At 44.2% G+C, this 26,235-nt stretch carries 22 protein-coding genes; 12 read left to right on the top strand and 10 right to left on the bottom strand.

Annotated features, from left to right (window positions below):
- Nucleotides 1-99 precede the first annotated feature (99 nt).
- Complete coding sequence (gene lysS / locus G4D73_RS13810) at nt 100-1,629, bottom strand: lysine--tRNA ligase (protein WP_071850582.1); 1,530 nt, start codon at nt 1,627-1,629, stop codon at nt 100-102.
- A 388-nt stretch (nt 1,630-2,017) separates the two neighbouring features.
- Between lysS and G4D73_RS13805 the strand changes: the two genes are divergently transcribed.
- On the top strand, nt 2,018-2,512 hold the full coding sequence (locus tag G4D73_RS13805; protein ID WP_213687007.1) for a YqiA/YcfP family alpha/beta fold hydrolase: 495 nt from the start codon (nt 2,018-2,020) through the stop codon (nt 2,510-2,512).
- Between the two features lie 40 nt (nt 2,513-2,552).
- Here G4D73_RS13805 and G4D73_RS13800 read toward each other — a convergent pair whose 3' ends face one another.
- Complete coding sequence (locus G4D73_RS13800) at nt 2,553-3,095, bottom strand: adenine phosphoribosyltransferase (protein ID WP_213687006.1); 543 nt, start codon at nt 3,093-3,095, stop codon at nt 2,553-2,555.
- A gap of 487 nt (nt 3,096-3,582) precedes the next feature.
- Between G4D73_RS13800 and rubA the strand changes: the two genes are divergently transcribed.
- The 5 genes from rubA to G4D73_RS13775 all read left to right on the top strand — a co-directional run bounded on the left by rubA (nt 3,583) and on the right by G4D73_RS13775 (nt 7,730).
- The gene (gene rubA / locus G4D73_RS13795) at nt 3,583-3,747 is read left to right on the top strand and encodes a rubredoxin RubA (RefSeq protein ID WP_004646274.1); all 165 of its coding nucleotides are present in this window, start codon (nt 3,583-3,585) and stop codon (nt 3,745-3,747) included.
- Nucleotides 3,748-3,838: 91 nt separating this feature from the next.
- The gene (gene rubB / locus G4D73_RS13790) at nt 3,839-5,017 is read left to right on the top strand and encodes a rubredoxin reductase RubB (RefSeq protein WP_213687762.1); all 1,179 of its coding nucleotides are present in this window, start codon (nt 3,839-3,841) and stop codon (nt 5,015-5,017) included.
- Nucleotides 5,018-5,074: 57 nt separating this feature from the next.
- Nucleotides 5,075-6,013, top strand: a complete 939-nt coding sequence (estB, locus tag G4D73_RS13785; RefSeq protein WP_004646272.1) for an esterase EstB — start codon at nt 5,075-5,077, stop codon at nt 6,011-6,013.
- A 13-nt stretch (nt 6,014-6,026) separates the two neighbouring features.
- On the top strand, nt 6,027-6,935 hold the full coding sequence (oxyR, locus tag G4D73_RS13780) for a LysR family transcriptional regulator OxyR (RefSeq protein ID WP_004279412.1): 909 nt from the start codon (nt 6,027-6,029) through the stop codon (nt 6,933-6,935).
- A gap of 183 nt (nt 6,936-7,118) precedes the next feature.
- The gene (locus G4D73_RS13775) at nt 7,119-7,730 is read left to right on the top strand and encodes a DNA-binding response regulator (RefSeq protein WP_213687005.1); all 612 of its coding nucleotides are present in this window, start codon (nt 7,119-7,121) and stop codon (nt 7,728-7,730) included.
- 39 nt (nt 7,731-7,769) lie between these two features.
- On the opposite strand, the gene ppk1 is transcribed toward G4D73_RS13775, so the two are convergent.
- The gene (gene ppk1 / locus G4D73_RS13770; protein ID WP_005246972.1) at nt 7,770-9,851 is read right to left on the bottom strand and encodes a polyphosphate kinase 1; all 2,082 of its coding nucleotides are present in this window, start codon (nt 9,849-9,851) and stop codon (nt 7,770-7,772) included.
- A 112-nt stretch (nt 9,852-9,963) separates the two neighbouring features.
- Nucleotides 9,964-10,638 (bottom strand): monofunctional biosynthetic peptidoglycan transglycosylase, encoded by a 675-nt coding sequence (mtgA, locus tag G4D73_RS13765; protein ID WP_004279409.1) that lies wholly within the window; start codon nt 10,636-10,638, stop codon nt 9,964-9,966.
- Nucleotides 10,639-10,715: 77 nt separating this feature from the next.
- Between mtgA and G4D73_RS13760 the strand changes: the two genes are divergently transcribed.
- Nucleotides 10,716-11,534, top strand: coding sequence for a rhomboid family intramembrane serine protease (locus tag G4D73_RS13760; protein WP_004730296.1), 819 nt, complete (start codon nt 10,716-10,718; stop codon nt 11,532-11,534).
- 34 nt (nt 11,535-11,568) lie between these two features.
- Here the strand turns inward: G4D73_RS13760 and G4D73_RS13755 are convergent, their stop codons facing one another.
- A complete protein-coding gene (locus tag G4D73_RS13755; RefSeq protein WP_213687004.1) occupies nt 11,569-14,061 on the bottom strand; it encodes an ABC transporter permease in 2,493 nt (830 codons plus the stop codon).
- A gap of 1 nt (nt 14,062) precedes the next feature.
- Entirely contained in the window at nt 14,063-14,788 is a 726-nt protein-coding gene (locus tag G4D73_RS13750; protein WP_191111963.1) for an ABC transporter ATP-binding protein, read from the bottom strand.
- A gap of 11 nt (nt 14,789-14,799) precedes the next feature.
- Between G4D73_RS13750 and G4D73_RS13745 the strand changes: the two genes are divergently transcribed.
- Entirely contained in the window at nt 14,800-15,429 is a 630-nt protein-coding gene (locus G4D73_RS13745) for an arylesterase (protein WP_005104662.1), read from the top strand.
- Between the two features lie 43 nt (nt 15,430-15,472).
- Here the strand turns inward: G4D73_RS13745 and G4D73_RS13740 are convergent, their stop codons facing one another.
- Nucleotides 15,473-16,087 carry a carbonic anhydrase gene (locus G4D73_RS13740; protein WP_004646264.1) on the bottom strand — a complete coding sequence of 205 codons (615 nt, stop codon included), beginning with the start codon at nt 16,085-16,087 and terminating at the stop codon, nt 15,473-15,475.
- A 315-nt stretch (nt 16,088-16,402) separates the two neighbouring features.
- Here G4D73_RS13740 and G4D73_RS13735 point away from each other — a divergent pair, with 315 nt between their 5' ends.
- Together G4D73_RS13735 and G4D73_RS13730 are read left to right on the top strand one after the other, a co-directional pair.
- On the top strand, nt 16,403-17,440 hold the full coding sequence (locus G4D73_RS13735; RefSeq protein ID WP_213687003.1) for an alpha/beta fold hydrolase: 1,038 nt from the start codon (nt 16,403-16,405) through the stop codon (nt 17,438-17,440).
- Between the two features lie 14 nt (nt 17,441-17,454).
- The gene (locus G4D73_RS13730; protein ID WP_213687002.1) at nt 17,455-18,456 is read left to right on the top strand and encodes a hypothetical protein; all 1,002 of its coding nucleotides are present in this window, start codon (nt 17,455-17,457) and stop codon (nt 18,454-18,456) included.
- Nucleotides 18,457-18,497: 41 nt separating this feature from the next.
- On the opposite strand, the gene G4D73_RS13725 is transcribed toward G4D73_RS13730, so the two are convergent.
- The gene (locus G4D73_RS13725) at nt 18,498-20,597 is read right to left on the bottom strand and encodes a TonB-dependent receptor domain-containing protein (protein ID WP_213687001.1); all 2,100 of its coding nucleotides are present in this window, start codon (nt 20,595-20,597) and stop codon (nt 18,498-18,500) included.
- Between the two features lie 193 nt (nt 20,598-20,790).
- Nucleotides 20,791-21,429: a Fe-S biogenesis protein NfuA gene (nfuA, locus tag G4D73_RS13720; RefSeq protein ID WP_004279400.1), complete on the bottom strand. Its 639-nt coding sequence runs from the start codon at nt 21,427-21,429 to the stop codon at nt 20,791-20,793.
- A 158-nt stretch (nt 21,430-21,587) separates the two neighbouring features.
- Between nfuA and G4D73_RS13715 the strand changes: the two genes are divergently transcribed.
- Both G4D73_RS13715 and G4D73_RS13710 read left to right on the top strand, forming a co-directional pair.
- A complete protein-coding gene (locus tag G4D73_RS13715) occupies nt 21,588-22,205 on the top strand; it encodes a rhomboid family intramembrane serine protease (RefSeq protein WP_004646259.1) in 618 nt (205 codons plus the stop codon).
- Nucleotides 22,206-22,424: 219 nt separating this feature from the next.
- On the top strand, nt 22,425-23,966 hold the full coding sequence (locus G4D73_RS13710; protein ID WP_213687000.1) for a hypothetical protein: 1,542 nt from the start codon (nt 22,425-22,427) through the stop codon (nt 23,964-23,966).
- 429 nt (nt 23,967-24,395) lie between these two features.
- Here G4D73_RS13710 and G4D73_RS13705 read toward each other — a convergent pair whose 3' ends face one another.
- Nucleotides 24,396-26,015 carry an inorganic phosphate transporter gene (locus G4D73_RS13705; protein WP_195725002.1) on the bottom strand — a complete coding sequence of 540 codons (1,620 nt, stop codon included), beginning with the start codon at nt 26,013-26,015 and terminating at the stop codon, nt 24,396-24,398.
- Between the last annotated feature and the right edge of the window lie 220 nt (nt 26,016-26,235).

The raw sequence follows: 26,235 nt of genomic DNA, 5'->3' as shown, positions 1-26,235 counted from the left end.
GTTAATTTTCAACAATTAAACTGTTGTTTTTTACTCAAGCTTTTAGATGTATCGACAAAAAATAACCCACACAATGGTGGGTTATTTTTAATTCAGAATTTAAGCATTTTTATGACGCATATGCGGGAACAAGATCACATCACGGATACTTGCTGCATTGGCAAAGATCATCACCAGACGGTCAATACCAATACCCTCACCTGCTGTTGGAGGAAGACCGTATTCCAGTGCTTCGACAAAGTCTGCATCGTAATGCATAGCTTCATCATCACCAGCATCTTTTTCAGCAACCTGTGCTTGAAAACGTTCAGCCTGATCGATTGGATCATTCAATTCCGAGAAGCCATTTGCCAACTCACGACCACCGATGAAGAATTCAAAACGGTCGGTAATGTGTGGATTGTGATCATTACGGCGTGCCAATGGAGAAGTTTCCGCTGGATATTCAGTAATGAACGTCGGCTGACGCAATTTGGTTTCTACGGTTTCTTCAAATACCATGGTTTGCAGTTTGCCCAGACCAAAACCTGGCTTCACTTGCTCTTTCAATTCTTCCTGAAGGAATTTTGCCAGGAACTCACGGTCATTGACATTTTCAGGAGTAAATTGCGGGTTATTTTCCAGAATCGCATCGAACATTGAAATTTTCTTGAATGGCCCTTTGAAGCTATACACTTCATCGCCATAAGGCACGTCAGTCGTACCCAAGATATCAATCGCCAGACGCTCTAGCATTTGCTCGGTCAATTCCATCAAGTCTTTGTAATCTGCATACGCCTGGTAGAATTCAATCATGGTGAATTCAGGGTTATGACGCGTAGAAACACCTTCGTTACGAAAGTTACGGTTAATTTCAAACACACGTTCAAAACCACCAACCACCAAACGTTTCAAGTAAAGCTCTGGCGCAATACGCAGGAACAATGACATGTCTAGTGCATTATGATGTGTTTCAAAAGGACGTGCTGATGCACCACCTGGAATCACATGCATCATTGGCGTTTCAACTTCCATATAGCGCTTTTCAGTCAGGAAGGCACGGATACCCGCCACAACTTTGGCACGAATTTCAAAAGTTTTACGTGTTTCTTCATTAACGATCAGGTCAAGATAACGTTTACGATACTTCACTTCAGTATCGTTCAGACCATGGAACTTGTCTGGAAGTGGACGCAATGATTTGGTCAGTAATTCAAAATGTTCGATATGTACATACAAATCGCCTTTACCCGAACGACCGATATAACCTTCGACTGCAATGATATCGCCAAGGTCCAGACCTTTAATGGTAGCCAGCACATCTTCAGCGAGTTCTTTACGCGCCACATACAGCTGGATACGACCTGTCATGTCCTGGATCACGATAAATGAACCACGGTTCAACATTACACGACCGGCAACTTTGACGTAGACCTTTTCGCCTGCTTCAATTTCTTCTTTAGATTTATCAGCGAACTGGTCTTGTAAATCCTGGGCATAATGCTCACGCTTAAAGGTATTCGGCCATGGGCTCTTACCTGTTTCTTGTGCCTGAGCTTCGATTTGCTTTAACTTGGCATGACGCTGTGCAATTAAATCGTTTTCGGAAATGATTTGTTCAGAAGTCGATTGAGCGTTAGTTTGCGTCATCTCTGCCTCGAATAAGATTAGTTAAAAAATAGAAGTTGCATAGAATAGCAGAAATCCTTCTCAAATCGTAGCGTAAACACTCTCAGGAACCGGCTTTTCTTTGGAAGAATCCACTATCCCGCTATTTACACCATTCGGTTCAGCCCGTCTGTCACTCTTTTAAATTGCCTTTCTTCAACCTTTTGCAACACCCTGCTGCTCTCATTTGGGATTAAAGTCTAAAACAGACAGGTCTTATATAAAATCATTGCACTGCAAAACTGCGGCTTAGACCAATAGCTAACTGCCTTGTATACCTAGACGTTCTACAATGACGCTCAGATTGAAGATGATGTGCCAATCAACAAATAACCAATATGGCATGTCCCATAAAAATGAGTAATGAACTATGTCTAAGATTTTGTTTTTACATGGCTTAGATTCCTCCAGAGAATCCACCAAGTTCCACGCCATTGAGGTGGTACACAAGTACTGTATCGATGTCGATTACCGAAATCTGAGTTATAGTTCGGTCGCCGAGTTTTATCATGAGATGATTGAAACCATCAAACCGGATATTCTGGTCGGCCACAGTCTTGGCGGTTATTGGGCATTGAAAATGTCACAGGCGTATCAAATTCCCTGTGTAGTGGCCAATCCCATTTTGCAGCCTAACTTCCGCGATGATTATCCGCCGATTGGACATCACGATTTACAGCATGACATTCCTCAGTTTGCCTATCTTGAGCTGGGAGATGAAATTCTGGATATGCATGCGGTTCAGACACAACTTGAAGACTATATGCAAATTCAGGCAGTTGATGGCGGCCATCATCGTCTGGAACACCCTGAACAGATTAATATGCTGATTCAGGAAATCGAAGATCATTTTATCAGGCAATAAAAAAGCCCCACAATTTTGGGGCTTTTTTTTAATTTATGACTTAAGCAACTGCCGCTTCAGGCTGAGATTTATCATCCAACACTGACCAGATATCCAAGCCCAATTCAGCATGCAGGTCAGGAAGATCAAGGAAGATACTTGCGCCAAGTACTTCATGTTGACATTTTTGAGCCAGTTCATTCACTGCTTTTAAGGTTCCGCCGGTTGCCAGAACATCATCCACAATAATTACTTTCTGGGACTGAACGTTCGCAGACATTTCTAAACGATCCAGACCATATTCCAGGCTATAACCCACACCGACCACTGGAGGTGGCAATTTGCCTGCTTTACGCACCAACAATAAGCCTTTGCCTGTACGTTGTGCCAACAAGCTTGCCAACACAAAACCACGCGCTTCAACCGCAATAAAGCTTTCTACTTCTGCCAGTTTGTCAGCAGGAATGCTGGCAATCAAAGCGTCAGTCAATGTACCAATATTGCTCATGAAAAGTGGAGTCAAATCAAAGAAGCAAATTCCTGGTTTTGGAAAATCTTGGACCGTACGAATGTGAGACCACAAAGAAGTAGACAAATTGCTCATGGGAGATCTTAAAAAAAGAATAGGAATATGGGAATTTTAAACCTATTTGAGTGAAACGAACAAGCCAAGCTGCCTAATAAAAACCCGACGTTTAATTACAAGATATTGATTTTATTATATTGATTTATTTTAGAAATATTTAATCCGGACTTTACTGATTTTAAATTACCTAAAAACTCAAGTTTTTACTGCACGACTTTGGTCTATCCCCCCAAGATAAACGCTCATTTTACCATCCTCAGCTTTTTATCCTTTAACCACCTGCGCCAGAAAAGCTGATTGGCGTAATTTTCAGATAAATGAGGAATGTGTCGTCTATTCTGCTGCTAATTTCGCTGATTAAGCTTTTATTCACTTTACTTTCTGAATAGAACTGCGTAAAAATTTAGCCAAATATGTTCACTGTTAAAAAGTCATATTCTTTTAGAGTCTTGCCTTTTATGGATTTTAAGCTGACGCCTACAGTTGCTCAGTTTTGGAGAGTTACATGAGAAAGTTTCAATGCATCGTATGTGGATGGATTTATGACGAGGCAGAAGGTTGGCCTCAAGACGGGATCGTGGCAGGCACCAAATGGGAAGATATCCCCGATGACTGGACCTGTCCAGATTGCGGCGTGTCTAAAATTGATTTCGAAATGATCGAAGTCTAATCACGTCCAATTAAAGGCCATATCCATATGGTCTTTTTTTATGCCTTTCAATCATTTATACAGCATGGAGCTCTACCATATGGAAACAACTATGCATCCTATCGTCATTATTGGTTCAGGTATGGCGGGTTATGCCGTAGCACGTGAATTTCGTAAACTCAATCCAGAACATGAATTGCTGATGATCTGTGCGGATGATGCGGTCAATTATGCCAAACCGACGCTTTCCAACGCTCTGGCCGGCAATAAAGCACCTGAACAAATTCCACTAGGCGATGCGGCTAAAATGTCGGCACAGCTGAATATGCGCATTGAACAGCATACTTGGGTTAAGGCGATTCATCCGGAAGATCATCAACTGGTTTTGGAAAAAGATGGCCAAGAAAGCACGCAACATTATAGCAAACTGGTATTAGCCATCGGTGCCAATCCGGTACGTCTGGCGATTGCCGGTGATGCCAGCGATGACATTCATGTCGTCAACAATCTAAGTGATTATAAAACTTTCCGTAGCAACCTGGCAGCACGTGAAGACAAACGTGTGGTGATTTTAGGTGCAGGCCTGATTGGCTGTGAATTTGCCAATGACCTGCAAAATACCGATCATCAGGTTACAGTCATTGATTTGGCACCTCAGCCGCTTGGCCGTTTATTGCCAGAACATGTTGCTACTGCCTTCCAGAAGAATCTTGAAGAAACCGGCATTCACTTTGTCTTGGGCACAACAGTCGAAAAAGTCTCTCGTGCGGACAATGGTGATTATCTGGTCACGCTGGCCAATGGTCAGTCTCTGGTTGCAGATGTAGTATTGTCTGCGGTGGGCTTACAGCCAAATATTTCTTTGGCGAAACAGGCAGATGTACACACCAGTCGCGGAGTTTTAACCACTGCACAACTGGAAACCAACCAAGCCGACATCTATGCTGTGGGTGACTGTGCCGAGGTCAATGGAACCTTATTGCCCTATGTCATGCCGATCATGCAACAAGCCCGCGCTTTGGCAAAAACCTTAAATGGCGAACATACTGCCGTGCATTATCCGGCTATGCCGGTGGCAGTAAAAACGCCTGCTGCACCTTTAACAGTATTGCCTGCACCGGTTGATATTGATGTTACTTGGGAAACTGAAGAGTTTGACGATGGCATGCTGGCTAAAGCGTTCGATGCTAACGGCACCTTACGTGGTTTTGTGCTTTTGGGCGCCACTGCAGCCAAACAGCGTCTGACCTTGACCAAGCAGGTTCCTGACTTGATTCCTGCTGCGGTTTAGATGTTTAATAGCAAGGATATTTTTTAAACGAAATATCCTTTAATTAGGACAGCGACCATGTACAGCGCAGCACAGTTTAATCTTTCCCCCTATACCTCGTTCATGCATGAAACCAAGGTTGATCTTGGTAATGGGATCCAGTTACATGTCGAGGTTGGTGGAAATCCGGAACATCCCACCATTTTACTGATTATGGGGCTGGGTGGGCAAATGCTGTACTGGCCTGACTTTTTCTGCAAGTCACTGATTGACAATGGCTATCACATCATCCGTTTTGATAATCGTGATATTGGCCTGTCTTCAAAAGTTCATCACAAAGGTCCACGCCTGAATACCCTAAAAATGATGAGCCGGTTTGTGCTGGGTCTGGGTAATCAGGGTGCACCTTATGATCTGTATGATATGGCCGAAGATGTCAGCCTGCTCATTGAAAAAATGCAGCTGGAACAGGTCTATGTGCTGGGTGCCTCAATGGGCGGTATGATTGCCCAGATTCTGGCAGCGCGTTATCCGGACAAAGTCAAAAAACTGGGCTTACTGTTTACCAGTAATAACCAGCCGATGTTGCCACCGCCCTTCCCTAAGCAACTCTTTAGTTTGATTGACAAACCGGCTTCAACAGATGAAGATGGCATTGTTGATCATAGTTTGAAACTGTTTAAGATCATCGGCTCGCCAGGTTATGTTAATCATTTGGAAGCGGTGCAGACAGCCCGTAAATTATATAAGCGAAGTTACTATCCTGCTGGTGTACTTCAACAGTTTTTAGCAATATTATGTACAGGCTCATTGCTGCAACTGGACAAGCAAATCAAACAAGAAACCCTGGTAGTCCATGGTTCTCGAGATCGATTGCTGCCTCCTAGCCATGGCAAGGCCGTTGCGAAAGCAATTTCAGGGGCTAAATTTGAATTAATTGATGGAATGGGGCATGATATCCCACCGCATTTTATTCCATATCTTAGCGAATTATTTGCTGATCATTTTAAATCATAAACATTAGGACACTATGGCTGCATTACCATCCCTAAGACAGCTGTCATACCTCGTAACACTGTCAGAGACGCTACACTTTACAGAAGCTGCTCGCCGCTCCTTTGTCACCCAGTCAACCTTGTCTGGCGGCATCATGGAGCTGGAGCGTTTACTCGGTGGCGTACTTGTTGAACGCGACCGCCAGAATGTTCGTTTAACGCCTCTTGGTGAACAAGTGGTTGCACGCGCACGTGTTCTACTGGCCGATGCTCAGGACCTAATGCGTTTAAGTCGTGAGATGAGTGAACCTTTAACCGGTGATCTACATCTCGGCGTCATTCCAACAATTGCACCTTTCCTGTTGTCCCAACTGCTGGATGAAGTACATAAGCAATTACCAAAAATCCAGTTGCATCTGCATGAAGCGCAAAGTGAAAAGATTGTAGAAAAGCTGGAACATGGCAACCTGGATATGGTGGCTTTGGCATTGCCTTTCGACACCCGTGGTCTGAAAGTTGCTGAAATTGCCAAAGAGAATCTGTATCTGGTTTACCAAAAATCTGATCAGCATGCTGCACAAGCAAACTCTTTAGAAGATCTGGATCTGTCTCGCCTGATGTTACTTGAAGAAGGTCATTGCCTGCGTGATCATGCCTTGAGTGCCTGCCCGATTGGTGAGCGTAAAAATGATCACCGTTTAAAAGCCAGCTCACTGCCGACTTTAATCGAAATGGTGTCTGCAAATCTGGGCTTTACCCTGCTGCCTGAAATTGCGATCCATACCAATATGATTAAAGGCAATCCTGAGATTCAGGTAAAAGCGATCGATTCAGCCCCAAGTCGTACCCTGGCATTGGTAACCCGTAAAAGCACACCGCTGCAAAGCGAGTTTGATGTGTTGTTACAGATTTTCCAGAAAATCACTCAGCACGATGCTGCCTGATCTATAGATAATAAAAAGGAGCACATGTTGCTCCTTTTTTATATCTTGAATTGAATGCATCCAGTCCGCCTAGAAACTTAGAATCTCTACATTTCAGCTAAATCACTATTCTTTGGGATAGGCATTTGCATCTGCCTGATTCACAGTATAGCTCTCTATCAGCATCTACAGGATCGCGTTTTATTGGCTAGCCTTTTGCCTGCACCAGTTTTAGTGATCCATTCACCGACTGGACTCGACCTGTCAAAAATCCAGACCGTGCTGCTGCAACTGGGCTATCAGCCAGATATGCTGCTGTATGCGGACAATATGCTGTCTGCACAGTCTATGATTACTGAACATCTGCCCAACCTGATTCTTTATCATGCAGCAACAACTTCAGAGATCAGTGTGATCCGTCCGCTGAAACAGCAAAGCCTAGATACGCCCGTTATTGCCATACTCAATACTCATTCCACAGCACTGATCTATTCAGCCTTGCTGTCCGGCGCAGATAGCTATATGCAGCATCATGATTCATTACCCCAGTTCGCTGATAGTCTAAAAACTGTCTTGCGCAGTGGAGCCTACATTCATACTGAATTGGCAGACTATCTCCTGCACCAGCCCAGCGTTAAAGCCTGTCTCAACTTCGCTGAATTACAGTTATTACAAGTAATGAGTCAGCATAAATCGCAAACCGAACGACAAAACCAGCTTCAGATGAAAGATTATCAGATGTATAGTCAGGTCAAACACATCTATCGAAAACTGATCAGACTCAGCTTAAACAGTTCAATTGTATGTTCGAAATAAAAAAGAGGCTGAATATTCAGCCTCTTTAAATACTTAAACTTATTTAAACAGCTCTAACAGAATACGTTGTGCATTATGTGGTTTTTCACCTTCTTTTGGCTGTGCCCGCAGCCAGGTACCATCACCTTGCAATAACCAGGATTGCTGGTTGTCTTTCAGGTAATTCAACAGACCTTGTTGATAGATGCGTTTTTTCAAGGCTTCATCTTCGACCGGGAAACAGGCCTCGACCCGATTAAACAGGTTACGATCCATCCAGTCTGCACTTGAACAGTAAATACGTGAATTGCCATTATTGCTGAAATAATATACGCGGGTATGTTCCAGGAAACGCCCGACAATTGAACGCACCCGGATATTTTCCGACAGACCCGGCAAACCCGGACGCAAACTGCAAATCGACCGAATAATCAGGTCAATCTGTACTCCGGCCTGAGAGGCTTCATAGAGTTTGTTAATCAATTGCATTTCGGTCAGCGCATTGACTTTGACAATAATCTGCGCCGGTTTCCCTGCCTGAGCATAGGCAATTTCATTATCGATATAGTTCAGTAACTGGGCATGCAAGGTAAATGGCGCATGTAGCAGCTTTTTCAGCTTGGCCATTTTCCCCATACCGGTCAATTCCTGGAAAATACGATGCACATCTTCACACAGATCTTTATCTGTCGTTAATAGACCATAATCGGTATAGATTCGTGCATTGCCGGCATGATAATTACCGGTACCCAGATGCACATAGCGCACCAGTTTGTTATTTTCCCGGCGCACCACCAGAATCATCTTGGCGTGAGTCTTGTAACCAACAATGCCGTAGACCACGACCGCACCCGCTTCTTGCAGGACATTGGCCACCGCAATATTGGATTCTTCATCAAAACGTGCACGCAATTCAATCACTGCGGTGACTTCCTTGCCATTGCGGGCAGCTTCAGCCAGTACCTGCACAATTTCAGAATCTGGCCCACTGCGGTACAAGGTTTGCTTGATCGCCAGCACTTGCGGATCGCGTGCCGCTTCACGTAATAATGAAATGACCGGCGCAAAAGATTCAAAAGGATGGTGCAGCAAAATATCCTGTTTCTGCATCGCACTAAAAATATTTTCAGATTTTTTCAGTACTTTAGGAATGATGGGAGTATGCGAGTCATAACGTAAATGCGGACGTTTAAAGTTAGATAGCAAACGTGCCAGATTGACCGGGCCCGCGACTTTATAAAGCTGCTCGTCGTCCAGATCAAATTCATTCAGTAGATATTCATAAATATGCTGCGGACAATTTTCTGTCACTTCCAGACGCACGGCGCGGCCAAAACGGCGTGAACTGAGTTCGCCTTTGAGTGCCTTGGCTAGATCTTCAACATCTTCATTCAAGGCTAAATCGGCATTTCGGGTAACACGGAACTGATAACAGCCAGTCGCCGTCATCCCCGGGAACAGATCAGACACATGCTCATGAATAATCGCCGACAGCATCACATGATGTTCTTTTCCATCGGTCAGTTCATCCGGTAAACGTACCACGCGTGGCAGTGAACGCGGTGCGGGTACCACAGCCAGATCAATCTGACGGCCAAAAGCATCTTTCCCTTCCAATGTGACAATAAAGTTCAGTGATTTATTCACCAACCGTGGGAATGGATGCGCAGGGTCCAGGCTGATCGGCGTGAGAACCGGCGCCACTTGCTCCTGAAAATATTTTTTAATCCAGGCAGATTGTGCCGGAGTCAGCTCACCACGGCGCAAGAAGCAAATATCTTCCTCACGCAGTTTTGGCAAAATTTCTTCATTTAAAATACGGTACTGGCGTTCAATGGCGGCATGTGCTGTTTTAGAAATCTGTTCTAAAACCTGCTTTGGAGTCAAGCCATCCGGACTCCGACTTTCATTATCCAGATCCAGCTGTTCCATCATTCCTGCGACCCGGATTTCAAAAAACTCGTCCAGATTACGCGAGAAAATCAACAGGAAATTCATGCGTTCGAGCAATGGATGTAAAGGATCGACAGCCTGTTCCAGGACACGTAAATGGAAGTCTAGGATAGACAGTTCGCGATTAATATAACGATCATTATATGTATATTCGGGCTGTGCTGAAGTTGTGCTGGCTGCCGTATTCATATCAAACCTATGCGGATTTAAAATTGTGCTTATCCCTCCAAGTATGCTTCAAATTGATGACAATTTCATAAAAAAAAGCCCAAATAATTGGGCTTTCTCTTCAAATCATCAATTAAGGTAATTCTGCATAACGCATATAGCGCTGAATCATCCGCTTACGAGCATTTAATGCAGAGGAATTGCGATGATCCTGGAAATATTTCGGATTAGTCAAAATGGCAGCCAGAAAGATGGCTTGATCGCGGGTCAGGCTTTGCGCGGTTTTACCAAAATAATGTTTGGCCGCTGCTTCAACGCCGTAGATATTATCCCCGAACTCGATCGAGTTTAAATAGACTTCCAGAATCCGTTCTTTCGACCACATGCGCTCCATCATCCAGGTCGCGACCGCTTCCTGACCTTTACGTACAAATGAACGCTTGTTGACAAGGAACAGGTTTTTCGCCAATTGCTGGGAGATTGTCGAACCACCGGCCACTACACGGCCCTGATTTCTGTTTTTATTCAGCGCAGTTTGAATTCCGTCCCAGTCAAAACCATGGTGATGAATAAATTTTCCATCTTCTGCAGTGACTATGGCACGTTTCAGATTCAGGCTGATCTCGTCATAGGGACGCCACTGATGCTGAATCGCTTTGGAAGGTTCTGTCCAGTAATCAATCCGCATCATCATGGTGGTGTTCACCGGATTTGTTCGCCACCAGGCCAGACTGGCAAAGATCCACAATTGAACCAGTAGAATCACACTGACGATGACAAGCATCGTGCGGATCAGAAAGGCTTTCATGTCAGTGCGTTACTCCTGAAAATTTAATTTTTCGTGTTAAGCTTATTCGAAATATACAATCACAGCAAAAAAATAGCATGTCTGAATACTCTCCCCCTGTCGAACATCGCAAACTTGAAATGCATCTCTGGTGGATCACCGCCATTTTAATCGGGATCAATGTTGGATTATTTGGCTGGCAAGCCATGCATGGCATGGATGTTAGCCAGCCGAGTACCCGAGACGCTATTCTCTGGGGTGCCGATTATGCACCTTTAACCTATTTAGCGGAACCCATGCGCTTGTTTAGCAGCATGTTTTTTCATTTTGGCCTGATTCACCTGATGTTGAATATGTGGGCCTTGTATATTTTTGGTAGTGTTGCCGAACAACTGTTTGGCCGGATGTATTTTATTGGCCTGTATGTGTGTGCCGGATTAATGGGCAGCCTGCTCAGTGGCTATATGAATATTCAAGACAGCTATAACCTGATTGAAGGCGGTGTGGCCAATCCCGATTTATTGCCTGCAGTCAGTGCCGGCGCATCCGGTGCCGTGATGGGACTCGGGGCTTCACTGACGGTGCTGGCCTTATTGCCGATGCTGCCACAGCAACGTTTTATCCTGGATAAAAAAACCCTGGTGATGGTGATGGGTCTAAACCTCGCGCTGGGCTTTATGATCAGCGGAATCAACAATGCCGCACATATTGGCGGCATGCTGATGGGGGCTTTTCTCACCTTGCTCTGGTACATCGGTCAAAAAATGCAGCGTAGTCACCTGTTCAATCTGATTGCCTTGCTGATTGGTTTCGGCCTTTGTGTGCTGCTTTATCAACATAACTTGGCCTTGATTGAACCCATTCGCCCACTGTGGCAAGAGATTCTGGAAATGATGCAACAGCAACTAAAACTTTAACTCTCAGCCAGTTTAAAAATCACGGAGATGAATCTTATTGATTCATCTCACGCAAGCTTTGTAAGGGTGGAATCTCTGACAGATAACTCAGGCGATAACGGCCAATCAGCGCACATAAAGTGGTCATAAAGATCGGCAAGATAATCCAGATTTCCCAATGCGGCTGAATCATTAAATCCATTTTATAACTGGCAATCGCACTGATCACTTCGGCAAACAGGCAGGAAACTATTCCGGCAAACAGCCCAATAAAACCAATTTCCAGACTCATCATGGTTTTCAGTTTCTGCTTGGAACTACCGAATGATCGAAGCAAAGCCACTTCACGTTTGCGCTCATCCATCAACAGGTTCAGACAGGCCATCAGTACCAGAAAACCGGAAATGCTGACCAGTACTGCCAGAATGGTCACGATTTGCACTAGCACATTCACAATGCGTTTGATCTCTTCCAGAATCAGGCTGACATCAATAAACACCGTGTTGGAAAATTGCTGGATCACAGACACCAGTTTGCCCTTATCTACCTCCGGGACATAAAAACTGCCCAGATAACTGCCGGCATTGGCATCCATGGTATTGGGTGCAAAGATAAAGAAAAAGTTGGGACTAAAACTTTCCCATTCGACGGTTCTTAGATTAACGACTTTAGCTTCCAGTATCCCTTCCGGCAGGCTGAAACTGAGTTTATCTCCAATTTTGATCCCTAACTCTTCAGCAGTATTGGCTTCGACCGATACGGTGCCGACTTGTTTTAATACCGCGTCACCACTGACAATCACATTATCCTGAGGATAGCGGTTTGACTGGGTCAGATTCAGCTCACGTCTTAAAGTATTGCTACTTTTCACCAGTTCCTCGGCAAAAGGCTGATCATTTTTGGCGACCAGACGCCCACGGACATTTGGATACAGTGGCGTGCTTTTCCAGCCATTCTGCTCAAGTTGAGCTTTCAGGTCTGGCATATCAAAAGGCGGTAAACCATAAACAAACTGGTTCGGCGTACCTTCCGGTAACTGTTGCTGCCAGCGATCCAGCAGATCAGTACGCAAGACTGCCAAGACTGTAATCAGGCTCAAGCCCAAGGCTAAAGCCGTAATCTGCAAAGCAGTCTGAGAAGGTGTGCGTACATAGGCTGACAGATTCAACTTCATATTCCGCAGCAGTTTCAACATCCCCCATACCGTCAGATACAGCACTGCACATAACACAATAATCGCGCCAATCACCCAGGCGGTCAGCAGCAAGTTTTCAGTCAAAATCACACTAAAAATAATCAGGCTGAGCGTTCCAGTCAGCAGCATCCACAGCATGGATTGCACTGATTTTTCCTGCTGGCGGATCACCCGAATTGGCGGGGTATTCAGCAATTGCAACAAGCTTGGCATGACAAAGCCGAGTAACACCACGGCACTGGTCAGCATCGCGACTGGCAATGGTCCGAGCAACATTGCCAGGGCTGAAAATTCAATCTGCAAATTTGGAATCAGCTGCAACATCAATTGCAACAGTCCATAACCCAGACTGATCCCGACCACGGTACCAATTAGCATCGCAATTAACAGCACCATCCCGAGTAAAGCCAGATAAGCCGACAGAATCTGCTGCTTGGTGGCACCGATACAACGCATCAAGGCAATATGATCCTGATTCTGCTGCACATAACGCTGTGCGGTTAAGGCTATGGCAATCCCGCATAATAGAATGGTCAAAATATTGGCCAGTTGCAGGAAAGTGTCCAGATTAGCAATCGGCTTCATCAAGCGGGTATTGCCTTCACTAGCATTGCGCAATCTGAGACTGCTTTGCTCCTCAAATTCCTGTCCTTGCACTTCCGCTTGGGTTTCAGCCGAGCCGTTTGCTGACTTGACCTGCTGCTTGAACAGAGCTTCATATTGTTGGGTGTCGTCTGGACGGCCAGCCATGAGTAAACGATATTCAATCCGGCTCCCTACCTGAATCGCATTGGTTCGTGCGACATCTGCCTGGGAAATAATTACGGTCGGCGAAAATCCGGAAAATCCAAGTTCCTGATTGGAGTCCTGTTCAATCTTGGCGGTGACTTTAAACGCCGCATCGGCAATATTGAGCTGATCCCCCAGTTTGACTTTGAGCAAATCCATGGCTCGTGGACTGAGCCAGATTTCACCAGACTGAATCGATTTTTTTGCCGGTTGCACCCGCAGTTCACCACGCAAAGGAAAAGGCTGATCTATGGCTTTGACATTGACCATGACAAACTGCGCATCGGTATAGGCCATACTGCTAAAGAAAGTGACTTCTGACTGCTTTAAATCCAGCTGCTTGGCCTGATCACGCCACTGCTTTGGCAAAGGCTCATTATCTGAAAGCACCAGATCACCAGCCAGCATTTCTGCTGCCTGTAAGGCGACTGCATTTTGGATTTGCTCGTTACTGAACTTGAGTGCAGTAGTCGCACTGATCGCCAGCGTTAAGGCAATAATCAGCAGATAAATCCCGGTCGTTTTAAAGCTTTGCGTCAGTAAAGGACGAAATAACGGATTCATTTCATCCTCCACTCGGATGTTCAATCAGCTCGCCATTCAGCAATTCAAAATGCCGCTGGCACTGCTGCGCCAGTTTGCGGTCATGCGTGACCAGCACCAAAGTCGTCCCCAGTTCCCGATTCAGTTGAAAGAGTAGTTGTTCAATTTCTTTGGCAGTTTCGCCGTCGAGGTTACCCGTGGGTTCATCGGCAAAAATGATTTTTGGTTCACTAACCAGTGCACGAGCGATGGCTACACGTTGCTGCTCTCCCCCGGACAATACTTTTGGGGTTTGCTGCGTCTGTCGATCCAGACCAACTTTATGTAGTAATGCCAACGCCTTTTGCTCAGCTTCTGCATATTTAAAACCAGGTTGCAAACGTAATGGCAGCATTACATTTTCAAGTGCAGTCAGGTGCGGTAAGAGCTGAAAAGACTGAAAGACAAACCCGATATTTCTTAAACGTACCAGTGCACGTTGTTCTTCATTCAAGTTAGACACTGATTCGCCACAGACCATAAGCTGACCTGAACTTGCCTGATCCAGTGTCGCCAGAATACCCAGTAATGTGGATTTTCCGGAACCGGAACGACCGGTAATTGCCACTTGTTCTCCGGCCTGAATATCCAGATCAAGATCCTCAAAAATGGTGAGCTGTTTTTGTGAAAGTTGTATCTTTTGTGTCAATTTCTGGGCAGAAATAATAGCCTGTGGCATGATGGTCGAATCGTTGCTGCTTTGAATCATACGTGTCCTATATGAAAGATCTTAATCAGAAAACTCGGCTATTGCCTTACTTTTTTTTGCTCAGTCTGTGCCTGTTACCTCTTGGGGTTTCAGCAAAGACGATTATGATTTTAGGTGATAGTTTAAGTGCAGGTTATGGTATCCAGCCCCAGCAGGGTTGGGTACATTTATTACAAAAGCGTTTAGAGCAACAGTATCCGAAACAGCATAAAGTGGTCAATGCAAGTGTCAGCGGTGAAACCACCAGCGGAGCACTGGCCAGACTGCCAAAATTGCTGCAGACGCATCGTCCAGACCTTGTGGTGATTGAGTTAGGTGGCAATGATGGCTTACGTGGACAACCACCGCAAATGATTCAAAAAAATTTAGCCAGCCTGATTCAGCAGAGCCAGAAAGCCAAGGCCAAGGTCATCGTCTTTGGCATAAAAATGCCGCCTAATTACGGGCAGGCCTATAGCAAGGCTTTTGAAAATAATTATAAAGTGGTGAGTCAGCAATATAAGGTGAAGTTATTGCCCTTCTTTATGCAGGGTGTCGCCGGTAATAAAACATTGATGCAAAAGGATCTGATTCATCCAAATGCTAAAGCACAGACAATCCTGTTAAATAATGCTTATCCATACATTAAAGGCGCTTTATAAAGCGCCTTTAACTTATTTTAGAATATATTTAGATGAATCGTGATTAGAAATCGAAGAATGTCACTTCACCAGTTTCCAGTGAATATTCAGCACCGACGACTTTTAGTTTTCCTTGTCCAATCAGGTTTTCCAGAACGGCTGAACCGTGACGCAACTGATTCACCGAAGCAAATACGTTGGAACGTACTGCATGCTTGGACAATTTTGCCAAGTCATTTTTCAGTTCAGTTTGCATTAAAGTTTCAACTGAAGGACGTACGCGGTTCACAATCGACATCAGGTTTGCCGATGGGGGGCAATCTGGACACATCAAGGTATCAATAGTCGCTTTAATCGCACCACAGTGACTGTGACCTAACACCACCACAATCGCGCAATCATAACGTGCCGCGGCAAATTCAACACTGCCGACCTGTGAGGGTGCAACAATATTACCTGCAACACGAATCACAAAAAGATCGCCGAGACCCTGATCAAAAACCATTTCGGCTGGAACGCGCGAATCTGAACATCCCAAGACAATCGCAAACGGATTCTGATCCTCTGCCATTTCTGCGCGCTGTTGGTGGCTAAGTTGTTTTGGATGCGTGGTATCGCCACTGACAAAACGTTGGTTACCCTGTCTAAGACGTTCTAAAGCTTCTTGAGCTGTGAGCATTCTTTTCTATCACCGATGGTTTTAGTTGCAATATCTTACTGCCAGTTTTTTTGAATGTCACTTGCAAAAAATCTTAGCTGATTAAATTTTTAGCATTTATCTAATTTCATTTCTGCAGGTAATTTATGCGCAATACATCACATTTTCCAGTCATTGAATGTAATTCAGCAAAAAACTAATGGGTGACAAGCGCAAAGATTGATTTAAAATAGAGTGAAGAACAATGTTTTTATTTGAATGAAAATTGCAAATTTATAACATGGAAGTATTTTGATTGAGCAATTTGCTCACTGGGTTTGTTTTGGGGAATGGCCAATGAAGAAAATAATAAAATTGCGCTCGAAAATGATTTGTTCAGCCGTAGTTGCCTTAAGCATGGCATTACCGGGCCTGACACATGCTCAAATACTATTTAGCCAGAAAAATGAAACATCTGCCAAAGTCTTGCAGCAGCATCTGTTACAAGAACGCAGCCTTGCCGGTATCAAATCCAAGACCCTCAAAATTGGCGAGGTCACCTGGAGTTATAGCGAAGGCGGTGCCAAGAACAAACCATCCATTCTACTGATTCATGGTCTGGCCGGCACGCGCGACAACTGGAACCGGGTCGCCCAGTTTCTGACGCCCTATTATCATGTCATTATTCCGGATCTGCCAAGCAACGGCGACACCAAAGTTCCGGACAATTTTGATGTTTCTGTGCCCAATGTGACCTCTCAACTGCGTTTGTTCCTTGAAACCTTAAATGTGGACGAAAATTTACACATTGCCGGCCACTCTCTGGGTGGATCGATTGCTACGGTGTATGCTTCACAATATCCTTTCGATACGCAAAGTCTTTTTTTAATCAATAGTGCTGGTCTTTACAAAATGGGGAATACTCCCTATACCAAAGATCCTCAAGCCTTAAAAGACCTGATCGTCAGCAAACCCGGTGATCTGCAAGATGTTTCCAAACAGCTGATGCAGAATCCGCCAGTGATTCCTTATCAGTTACGGCATGCACAGGAAAAACTGTTGATTTCACGCGCTGAACAAACCAGCAAATCGATTGATCAGGTGGTGATGCTAAATCGGATTTATACACCGGAAACCTTTGCCCGCCTGACCCGCACGGTAGAAGCACCCACCTTGATTTTATGGGGCAGACAGGATCGGATCATTAATGTCGAAGTAGTTAAAGAACTGCATGCCCTGCTGAAACGTGCCGAAAAACCGGTGATTTTAAACAATGTCGGGCATATGCCGATTCTGGAAGCAGAAAAACAGGTCGCACAACATTATTTGCCTTTTCTGGCCAAGACGCAGACCCTAAAAAACCCGCTTGCTGATAAACTCATTCCTTTAAATTAAGTTTCAGAGATGCTATGCAGAAACACCCGATGATTGAGCAGTTGATCGATGCTCAACTTGATTTTCTCGATCAGGCATTTTCTCAATCTGAAACGATTCAAAGCGAGTTTCATGCATTTTATTTGTGGTTGCGTAAACAGACGCTAAAAGAGCTGTGGAGCTGTGAACTGATCAATCAGCTTTTACAAAAACAGATTCTCGGTACTGCTGCCAGCAGCTTTCTGATTGAACAGATTGCCGAGCATATCCGTTTTGCCCTGGTGCATCCGGCCAATGACACCACCACGATTGCTGATCTGATCCCAGTCCTGACCGTGGACAAAATCGCCCAGTATGTGGCCAGCAAAAGTGGTCATCGTCAGCGCCTGATTAAAACCGTCGTGAATAATCCGGCATTTTCAGCCATGATTACCCAATTGATCCAGCATTCCATTCAGGATTACCTGGATAACTCCATGATTGCCAAAAGCGTGCCCGGGGTTTCCCGCTTTATGAAAATGGGCAAATCCGTTCTGGAAAATGTCACCGATACCAACCTCGATAGCACCATTGCACATTATCTGCAAAAGAATATCCTGAAACTGAGCCAGATGAGTGAGCATGTGCTGAACCAGCATTTTGACGACGAGAAACTCTATCATTTTCAGGCCAATCTCTGGCATAAAATCAAAGATATGCCTGTATCGGTCTTGAAGAATTATATTGAGCTGCAGGACCTGAATCAGACGGTCGGCTTAGGTCATGACATCTGGGATCACATACGTCAGACAGATTATTTACAGCAGCAAGTGCATGACGGAATTCATACTTGGTATGTCCGCAATCAGGAACATACTTTTGATCAATTATTACGTGATTTGAATATTGATGAAGCGCTAATTCAGAATGAATTGCAGCAACTGCTCAGTCCGGTAATCCAGCAGATGGTTTCACAGGGTCATTTACGTGAACGTGCACGCAAATATCTGGAACAATTTTATTATCATGAAGATACTTTAAAAATCCTTAAAATTTAAATAAAAAAGCCGCTTTATAGCGGCTTTTTTATCTGCTTAGATTAGAAATTATAGGTTAATCCGGCAAATACTTGCTGACGATCCAGATAATAATCATTTGAAGCATTTGACAGTTTTTTATCAAATAAATTATTTAATCCGGCTCGAACAGTGACTTGATCATTCACTTCATAATTTGCAGACAGATTAAATACGGTATGTGGCTTTTGCATCACCACTGTATCTTCAGCACTTGCTGTATATTGCTCACCGGTATATTGTGCTGCAAGTTCCAAGGAAAGTGGATCAGTGGGTGTCCAGTTGAGTGCACTATAAACTGACAACTCTGGAATCGTTGAGAGATTTTTGCCTGTCACTAAATTTTTTGAATCAAAATAATAGGTTGCATTGGTTTTCCAGCTCAAACTATCTAAAAGTGGTAATGCTACACTTGCTTCCAAGCCTCGTACACGCGCTTTTTCAGCATTTTGATATTGTGTCCACCACACACCATTAATTTCGCCTAAAGCACGATATTCAATTTTATTTTTAAAATCTGTGTGAAAATAGGTTAAACCGAGATCAAAGTCATTTTGAGCAAAATTAAATCCAATTTCATAGTTAGTACTTTCTTCAGGCTGCAAGTTTGCATTACCAGCCATATAACATCCGCCCGACACATAACCCAAAGGCTTAAGTGATGTACATCCATTCCCCCCTGAACGAGTCGCGGCACCTGCAGTATTCTCTTTTAATGAAGGTGCTCTAAAGCCCTGAGCAACACCGCCTTTGACGGTCAATGCTTCATTTGGTTGCAGCACCAGATAAGCACGAGGACTATTATGTGTACCAAATTTATCGTGATGATCAAAACGGTTCCCCAGTGTTAAATGCACTTGATCATTAAAAATAATTTTATCTTCAATAAACAGCGCCCAAGTATCTCCTTCTAGCTCTGAACCATATTCATGTCCATCATAACTTGGAATAGAAAGCCCAATATTACGTGTATTGATCAACTCTTCTGATTTCCATTGGCCTCCCACTGTAGCGATATGCTCAACACCTAACTGAAACGGAATATTGAGATTACCCTCTACAATGCTTTCCTTGGATTTTTGTGTGGTCGGCCCCGTCTCTGTCACCTGACTTTGATCATAATCATTATAGTAAGCAGTAATTTTTGAATCACCAAAAGCCCACTTGGCATCATGTGACAAGGAAATTGAACGATGTTCTAACTCTGACGGGCCCCAAGATAATACGGCCTGTTCTTGGCCATCCACCACCTGTGATGTGGTAGACGGGTTGTCTTGCTGTAACCCATAGCCCAGTTCTAAAGACAGGCTATGAATATCATTCGGCGTATAATCAAATTTTAAATTCGCATTTTGATCACGACTACCCGATTGTCCTGTTGCCTTACTTCCCGCCATTCCAGGAATATTACGATCAGAAATTTGATAGCCTTGATCCGCTTCCTGTTCAGTGATCCCGACTGTGGCACGCATACCGAGTGTATCGGTTAAAGGGCCATATCCGACTAGTCCTGATTGGATCGTTCGGCCCAAATCAGAAGATGTGGTCGGCACGGTATGGTTTAAGGTAAAAGACCCTCCCCATTCTGAAGGGATTTTTTTGGTAATGATATTGATCACTCCACCCATCGCATCAGAGCCATATAAAGAAGACATTGGCCCACGTACGACCTCAATGCGTTCAATCATTTCTGGTCTCACCCAGTTTAGATCTTGATGACCCAAGTTTGCACGATAGTTGGTATCTCTGGACGAACCTACACGTTTTCCATCAATTAAGATAAGTGTGTAATTTTCAGGCATGCCACGCAATTGAATTTTTGAGCCAGCACCATTTGAACTAAGCCCCCCTGTTACCCCAGGTACACGTTTTAAAATATCAGCCAGACTTGAAACGGGTTGTTTTTGAATTTCTTCGGCAGTAATGACACTAATTGAAGCTGGCGCAGATTTAACATCTACTGCCTGCCCACTCGCAGTCACCACAATCGTTTGTAACTTGGTCTTATCAGACTGTACTACTTCCTTTTTTTCTTCAGTAACTGGGTCCTGCGCTTGCACTGAAACAGTCATGACTGTGAGTACAGCAAATGCCAAAGTGGTTTTTAAGAATGGCTTATTCATACCTTATGCGCCCCAATATTTATGAAGAGATCATGTTTATTCGGTTGCGAAGTGTAACAACTCCTCAATTTAATGCAACTAATATTGATAATTATTATCATTAATATTCACTAATTTTTAAGCCAGATATAAAAAAACCTCGAAATTTCGAGGTTTTTTAAAATGCGATAAATAAACTGTTATATAGAACAGCTTATTTCATATACGCACCTTCAGACTGACTATGATCCGTTTCATCAACGACATGCATTAACTCTGGTACATGTTGTTTTAATGTGGTTTCAACACCTTGTTTCAAAGTGATATCAATCGCTGAACAACCCTGGCAACCACCACCAAATTTAAGTACAGCGGTTAAACCTTTTTCAGGGTCTTCTTTGACTTCGACCAGTGCACAGTTACCACCATGGCCTGCTAGACCCGGGTTAATTTCAGACTGCAAGACATAGGTAATACGCTCTTCTACTGATGCATCTGGACCCACGCGTGGCACTTTGGAGTTCGGTGCACGGAAAGTCAACTGACCACCAAAACGGTCTTTGTTGTAATCAATCACGGCATCGAGTAAATACGGAATAGATGGCGAGTCGATAAAAGCAGGGAAATCAGGATATTCCTGCTTATAATCTGTCGGTACAACTTCATCAGGTGCACTATAGGCCATGCAACATTCAGCGCGAGGAGTACCCGGATGCTCTACAAAAACACGCACACCAATACCCGGGGTGTTCTGTTTATCCAGTAGATCCTTTAAATACTCTTGTGCTGTTGGTGTAATCAATAAGTTGGGAATTTCACCAACAACTGGAGTGCTGCTGTTCTCAGTCGACATAACAATAATTTCCTCAAGCTCAAGCGGCCATTTTAACTGAAGATGCGGGGTAATTTTTAAAAATCAACTAAAATTGTCGGATTTATTATAAAAGTACAACTTTAGCTTAATTTTAATGGCATGATAATTGGCAAATAGGCACCCTTAGAATCATTTATATGCTTGATTTACCTTTTAATCATACCGTGACCATTATTCTGATCACCTGTATTGTGTCATTTATTGCTTTCTCCAAAGAGACGGTGATGAATCGCCTGATTTTCTGGCCACCGGCACTGCAACGTGGACAATATGACCGCTTTATTACGCATGGCTTTATCCATGCGGATGGAGCTCATCTCTTGTTTAACATGATTACCCTGTTCTTCTTCGGCAGCGTGATTGAAAGCTTTTATCGTCAATATCTGTATGACCTGGGTTTTATCCTGTTTTACCTCGGTGGTCTGATCGCAGCGATTCTGCCAAGTTACCTGAAGCATAAAAATGATGCGCGCTGGGCCAGTCTCGGCGCTTCCGGTGCAGTCTCGGCTGTACTGTTTGCCTATATTCTGTTTGAACCTTGGAAGTTGATCTTTGTGTTCTTCATTCCGGTTCCTGCCATTATTTTTGCTGTGCTGTATGTAGCCTATAGCATCTGGTCAGGCAAAAAAGGCAATAGCAATATTAATCACAGCGCGCATTTATGGGGAGCGGCTTACGGGGTAGTCATGACGATTATTCTGGAGCCCCGCCTGATTCCGCATTTCTTGAATAAACTGATGCAGGTTCCGTTTTAATCAGGTTTTTTAAATACTGAAGGAATAAAGCTACATATGAGTTAAGCCTCATATTTCTGCTGAAAATGGATAAGAGAGCTGCTGCTCTCTTATTCGTTTGAAACATCTCGTAATATATTAGAAAGTGATGATGTCACTTAATGCCAATCTTGGACTGAATTTTGCAGCGATAATGTATACATCTGTATATTAATTACTGTCATTCTCGAGATATTTTGCATGTCCACTACACCAGACGGTCTTCAATTTCCTCTTCAGTCTCAGCAACAAAAACCAAGTAGCTCCAAAGCAGGACGCGCGATCATCGCAGCCGCCTTAGCCAATGTCGCCCCTCTCAGTTCGCAACAGGCACAATCAGAAAAAAACTGGCGCAAAAAATATACCGTGCATTTTAAGCAACTGGTCGAACAGGGACTGAGTTCTCCTGAAGCCAGCTTGAAAATTGCCGAAGATGGATTAGCAAAGGCCCATCAGACTTTTGAATTTTATCGTGATGGTCAAAAGTATGTATTGCAAGATGCCTTAACTCTGCCCGCTGAACAACTACATACATTCAAACTCACAGGTAGCAGTAAAGCTGTACCAGAATGGTATGTGCCTTACCACGGTCAAAAGCTGCAAGGTGATGCCTTATTGGAGCAGATTGAGCGCTGGGAAAGCCAAGGCATCGTGGAAACCAGTCATGCCAATGCCCTGCGTGAATGTGTGGTACATCCTGAATGGTTTGACTTGTCAGATCGGACGGCGGTGCTGTTTGGTGCCGCATCTGAAGCCGGCCCTTTGACCTGGCTGACGAAATGGAAAGCCAACATTGTGGCGATTGATCTGCCGAACACCCGGGTGTGGGGCAAGATTATCGATACCATCAACCAAGGCAATGCCACGCTGTATGCACCTTGTACCGAAGACCTGCCTGCTGATACTTCACTTGATATTTTAAAAGAAAAACTGGGCGCGAATTTGCTGACGCAGATTCCTGAAATTGCCAAATGGTTATTACAGTTCGAACAGAATCTGGATCTGGCTGCAATTGCCTATCTGGATGGTGAAAAGCATGTCCGCGTCTCTATGGCGATGGATGCCATCATGCACTATGTTAGTCAGCAAAAAGCCAATACCAGTCTGATGTACATGTGTACGCCGACCGATGTTTATGCGGTGCCGAGTGAAGTAATCGAAGCCTCTAAAGTGAAATATACTGAACGCTCCAAGGCACAGGCGATCCTTTCTAAAGGTGTTTCAACCTTAAGCCGCAAACACTTTTTCCAGAAAAATGCGCATGAACTGATTCAGTCTGGTGATCAGGTTTATGGTATCTGTGACTGTCTGGTAGTAGAACAAGGCCCGAACTATGCACTGGCAAAACGTATCCAGCAATGGCGTGCTACCTTGGCGCGTGCTCAAGGTCAGCGTGTCAGTATCAATATTGCGCCTTCGACTACGACCTATTCTGTGACCAAGAATCCACTATTAAAAGCCGCATTCAACGGTGCCAGCCTGTTTGATGTTGAAGCTTTCGCGCCTGAAACCACCAATGCGATTATGGCGGCACTATGGATTCATGACCTTCGCAATCCGGAATCGGTGGCCAATCCTGAAGTAAAACTCAACCATCCGCTTGAATTGATGATGCATGGTGCGAATCATGGCGGTTTGTGGCGAGTGGCCTATCTGGCACGTACCGCACTACCTTTTGCTGCACTATATGGTTTTGCGACAGAGAAGTTGCCAAAAGGATTATTGAGTAAGTTGAAGAAGTAATTTTTTTATTATCTTCATCCAATTTTTCCATAAGAAAGGTAATCGTTATTTTTAAAGTTCTCCCCTCGTTGCGTAGCAGTGCTGCTCATCCCTAAAGCAGAGAGAACTTTAATTGAAAATGGGCGTTCCCTCTCCTTCTAGGAGAGGGTTAGGGAGAGGTTAATTTAGGCTTTCAATCATTCAAATTCTTATGAATGTGCTTTGGGCAGATTTAAGTTGATCTATTTTATAGCTTCTTTTTTTCTTTACTTTTGAAAGATCAAAAGTAACAAAAATCTTTTGTTAAGCTGATGATATGTCCCTATATCACAGCCTAACGGCGACATCCCTGTCGCCTTAATCGTAATTTAGATTCCTCTTTTACATCCTTAATTTTTCTTCCACCCATAAAAAAGCTGCTCTAGAGCAGCTTTTTTATGTCTAAATAATTTAGAATACTTTTAACAGTACCCAGTACAAACTACCTGACAGACAGATCGTTGCTGGTAAAGTAAAGATCCAGGCAGACAGAATGGTTTTCACCATTTGGAAGTTCAAGCCGGACTTGTTCGCCACCATGGTACCTGCTACTGCAGAGTTCAATACATGGGTGGTTGATACCGGCATACCGAAACCATCTGCTGCAGCAATGGTCGACATCGCAACAAGCTCGGCAGACATACCCTGACCATAAGTCATATGCTGTTTACCAATACGCTCACCAACCGTCACGACAATACGCTTCCAGCCGACCATCGTACCCAGACCGAGTGCCAAGGCTGTCGCCACTTTTACCCAGGTCGGGATGTATTGCAGGAATGAATCCAGATTGTCACGGTATTCATCCACTGTTTTTTCCTGCGCAGCACTCATTGCCGGTAAAGCTTCTGCTTTATCCAGACGCTTAAATGCTGTAGTGCTCAGATACATGTCATTACGGAATTCAGATACTTGAGCTTCAGGAACATCCTTAATGCTGGTATAGCTACCGACTTTCTCACCCAGATGATCCGTCAAGCTTGCTAATGCAGGCACGACTTCAGGGGTAATTTCCTTGGTCTGAATGTACTTGGTGATCACATCACGAGCTTGTTCATCCGGAATATCCTGATGATTTGGATAGATCACATCCGCTGTTTGTGCAGATAACTGACCAAAAGACTGAATATGTTGTGCATCCAGATTCTTGTTCAGCGAGTACGCCAAAGGCACACAGCCGATCAGGATCAGCATGATCAGACCCATACCTTTTTGACCGTCATTTGAACCATGGGCAAAGCTCACCCCAGTACAGGTAAAGATCAGCATGGCACGAATCAATGGTGGTGGTGGCTTGTTACCTTCAGGTGGCTGGAACAGTTCCAGTTGACGCTTGAAGATTTTTTTCACCAGCAGGAACACAATCGCAGCAAATGCAAAACCGATTAAAGGCGAGAATAACAGCGCCTTACCGACTTTCATCACCTGCTCCATGTCTATACCTGAAGCGCCAGTACCGGCATTCAGAATATAGTTCATGATGCCCACACCCAGAATCGAACCGATCAGGGTATGTGAACTGGATGCCGGAATACCGAGGAACCAGGTTCCCAGATTCCAGAGAATAGCCGCGATCAGCATGGCAAAGACCATGGCAAAGCCGGCTCCGGAGCCAACATTCATGATCAGCTCGACCGGCAATAACGCAATAATACCGTAAGCGACCGCACCACTGGCGACCATAACCCCAAGGAAGTTACAGAAGCCGGCCCACATCACTGCGACAGGAGCTGAAAGTGCATTGGTATAAATGACCGTGGCAACTGCATTGGCGGTATCGTGGAAGCCATTGACGAACTCAAAGCTCAACGCAATAAAAAGTGCCGTCGCTAACAAAATAACTGAATACAAGCCCAAGGCCGGTACATGCGCTAAATCTGCAGACAACTGGAAGCCGATATAAATCAGCGTAGTGATAATAAGAGTCAGGAACACCGGCATAAAAAATTTCGGTGTTGGCACATGAACATTGGTCGACTTTTGGGAAGCCGACCCGTGTGCTGAATCTACGGGAGTTTGATTAGGATTCATGCAAGCAGGAATAGAGGATTCAAGAATCCCCATATTGTTCAGTTAAATTGTGACAATTATATGACAAACTGCTGTCATATGAAGCAATTATTTGGATTTTCTTGCTGCTATTCGTCCTGTTTAATTCCGACTAAAACACTAGATTTTGATTTTATAAATCATTTACTTAAGATAAGATTCCAGCTTCTTCAAGCTTAAAAACTCAACATATTTTGCTACC

It is taken from the genome of Acinetobacter sp. WY4 (assembly GCF_018438165.1).
Classification (GTDB): Bacteria; Pseudomonadota; Gammaproteobacteria; order Pseudomonadales; family Moraxellaceae; genus Acinetobacter.
This window is presented reverse-complemented; position numbering and strand designations above follow the sequence as displayed.

Coding starts and splice junctions, on each gene's coding strand:
- lysS (WP_071850582.1), bottom strand. CDS start 1,629: ATGACGCAAACTAACGCTCAATCGACTTCTGAACAAATCATTTCCGAA.
- G4D73_RS13805 (WP_213687007.1), top strand. CDS start 2,018: ATGTCTAAGATTTTGTTTTTACATGGCTTAGATTCCTCCAGAGAATCC.
- G4D73_RS13800 (WP_213687006.1), bottom strand. CDS start 3,095: ATGAGCAATTTGTCTACTTCTTTGTGGTCTCACATTCGTACGGTCCAA.
- rubA (WP_004646274.1), top strand. CDS start 3,583: ATGAGAAAGTTTCAATGCATCGTATGTGGATGGATTTATGACGAGGCA.
- rubB (WP_213687762.1), top strand. CDS start 3,839: ATGCATCCTATCGTCATTATTGGTTCAGGTATGGCGGGTTATGCCGTA.
- estB (WP_004646272.1), top strand. CDS start 5,075: ATGTACAGCGCAGCACAGTTTAATCTTTCCCCCTATACCTCGTTCATG.
- oxyR (WP_004279412.1), top strand. CDS start 6,027: ATGGCTGCATTACCATCCCTAAGACAGCTGTCATACCTCGTAACACTG.
- ppk1 (WP_005246972.1), bottom strand. CDS start 9,851: ATGAATACGGCAGCCAGCACAACTTCAGCACAGCCCGAATATACATAT.
- mtgA (WP_004279409.1), bottom strand. CDS start 10,638: ATGAAAGCCTTTCTGATCCGCACGATGCTTGTCATCGTCAGTGTGATT.
- G4D73_RS13760 (WP_004730296.1), top strand. CDS start 10,716: ATGTCTGAATACTCTCCCCCTGTCGAACATCGCAAACTTGAAATGCAT.
- G4D73_RS13755 (WP_213687004.1), bottom strand. CDS start 14,061: ATGAATCCGTTATTTCGTCCTTTACTGACGCAAAGCTTTAAAACGACC.
- G4D73_RS13750 (WP_191111963.1), bottom strand. CDS start 14,788: ATGATTCAAAGCAGCAACGATTCGACCATCATGCCACAGGCTATTATT.
- G4D73_RS13745 (WP_005104662.1), top strand. CDS start 14,800: ATGAAAGATCTTAATCAGAAAACTCGGCTATTGCCTTACTTTTTTTTG.
- G4D73_RS13740 (WP_004646264.1), bottom strand. CDS start 16,087: ATGCTCACAGCTCAAGAAGCTTTAGAACGTCTTAGACAGGGTAACCAA.
- G4D73_RS13735 (WP_213687003.1), top strand. CDS start 16,403: ATGAAGAAAATAATAAAATTGCGCTCGAAAATGATTTGTTCAGCCGTA.
- G4D73_RS13730 (WP_213687002.1), top strand. CDS start 17,455: ATGCAGAAACACCCGATGATTGAGCAGTTGATCGATGCTCAACTTGAT.
- G4D73_RS13725 (WP_213687001.1), bottom strand. CDS start 20,597: ATGAATAAGCCATTCTTAAAAACCACTTTGGCATTTGCTGTACTCACA.
- nfuA (WP_004279400.1), bottom strand. CDS start 21,429: ATGTCGACTGAGAACAGCAGCACTCCAGTTGTTGGTGAAATTCCCAAC.
- G4D73_RS13715 (WP_004646259.1), top strand. CDS start 21,588: ATGCTTGATTTACCTTTTAATCATACCGTGACCATTATTCTGATCACC.
- G4D73_RS13710 (WP_213687000.1), top strand. CDS start 22,425: ATGTCCACTACACCAGACGGTCTTCAATTTCCTCTTCAGTCTCAGCAA.
- G4D73_RS13705 (WP_195725002.1), bottom strand. CDS start 26,015: ATGAATCCTAATCAAACTCCCGTAGATTCAGCACACGGGTCGGCTTCC.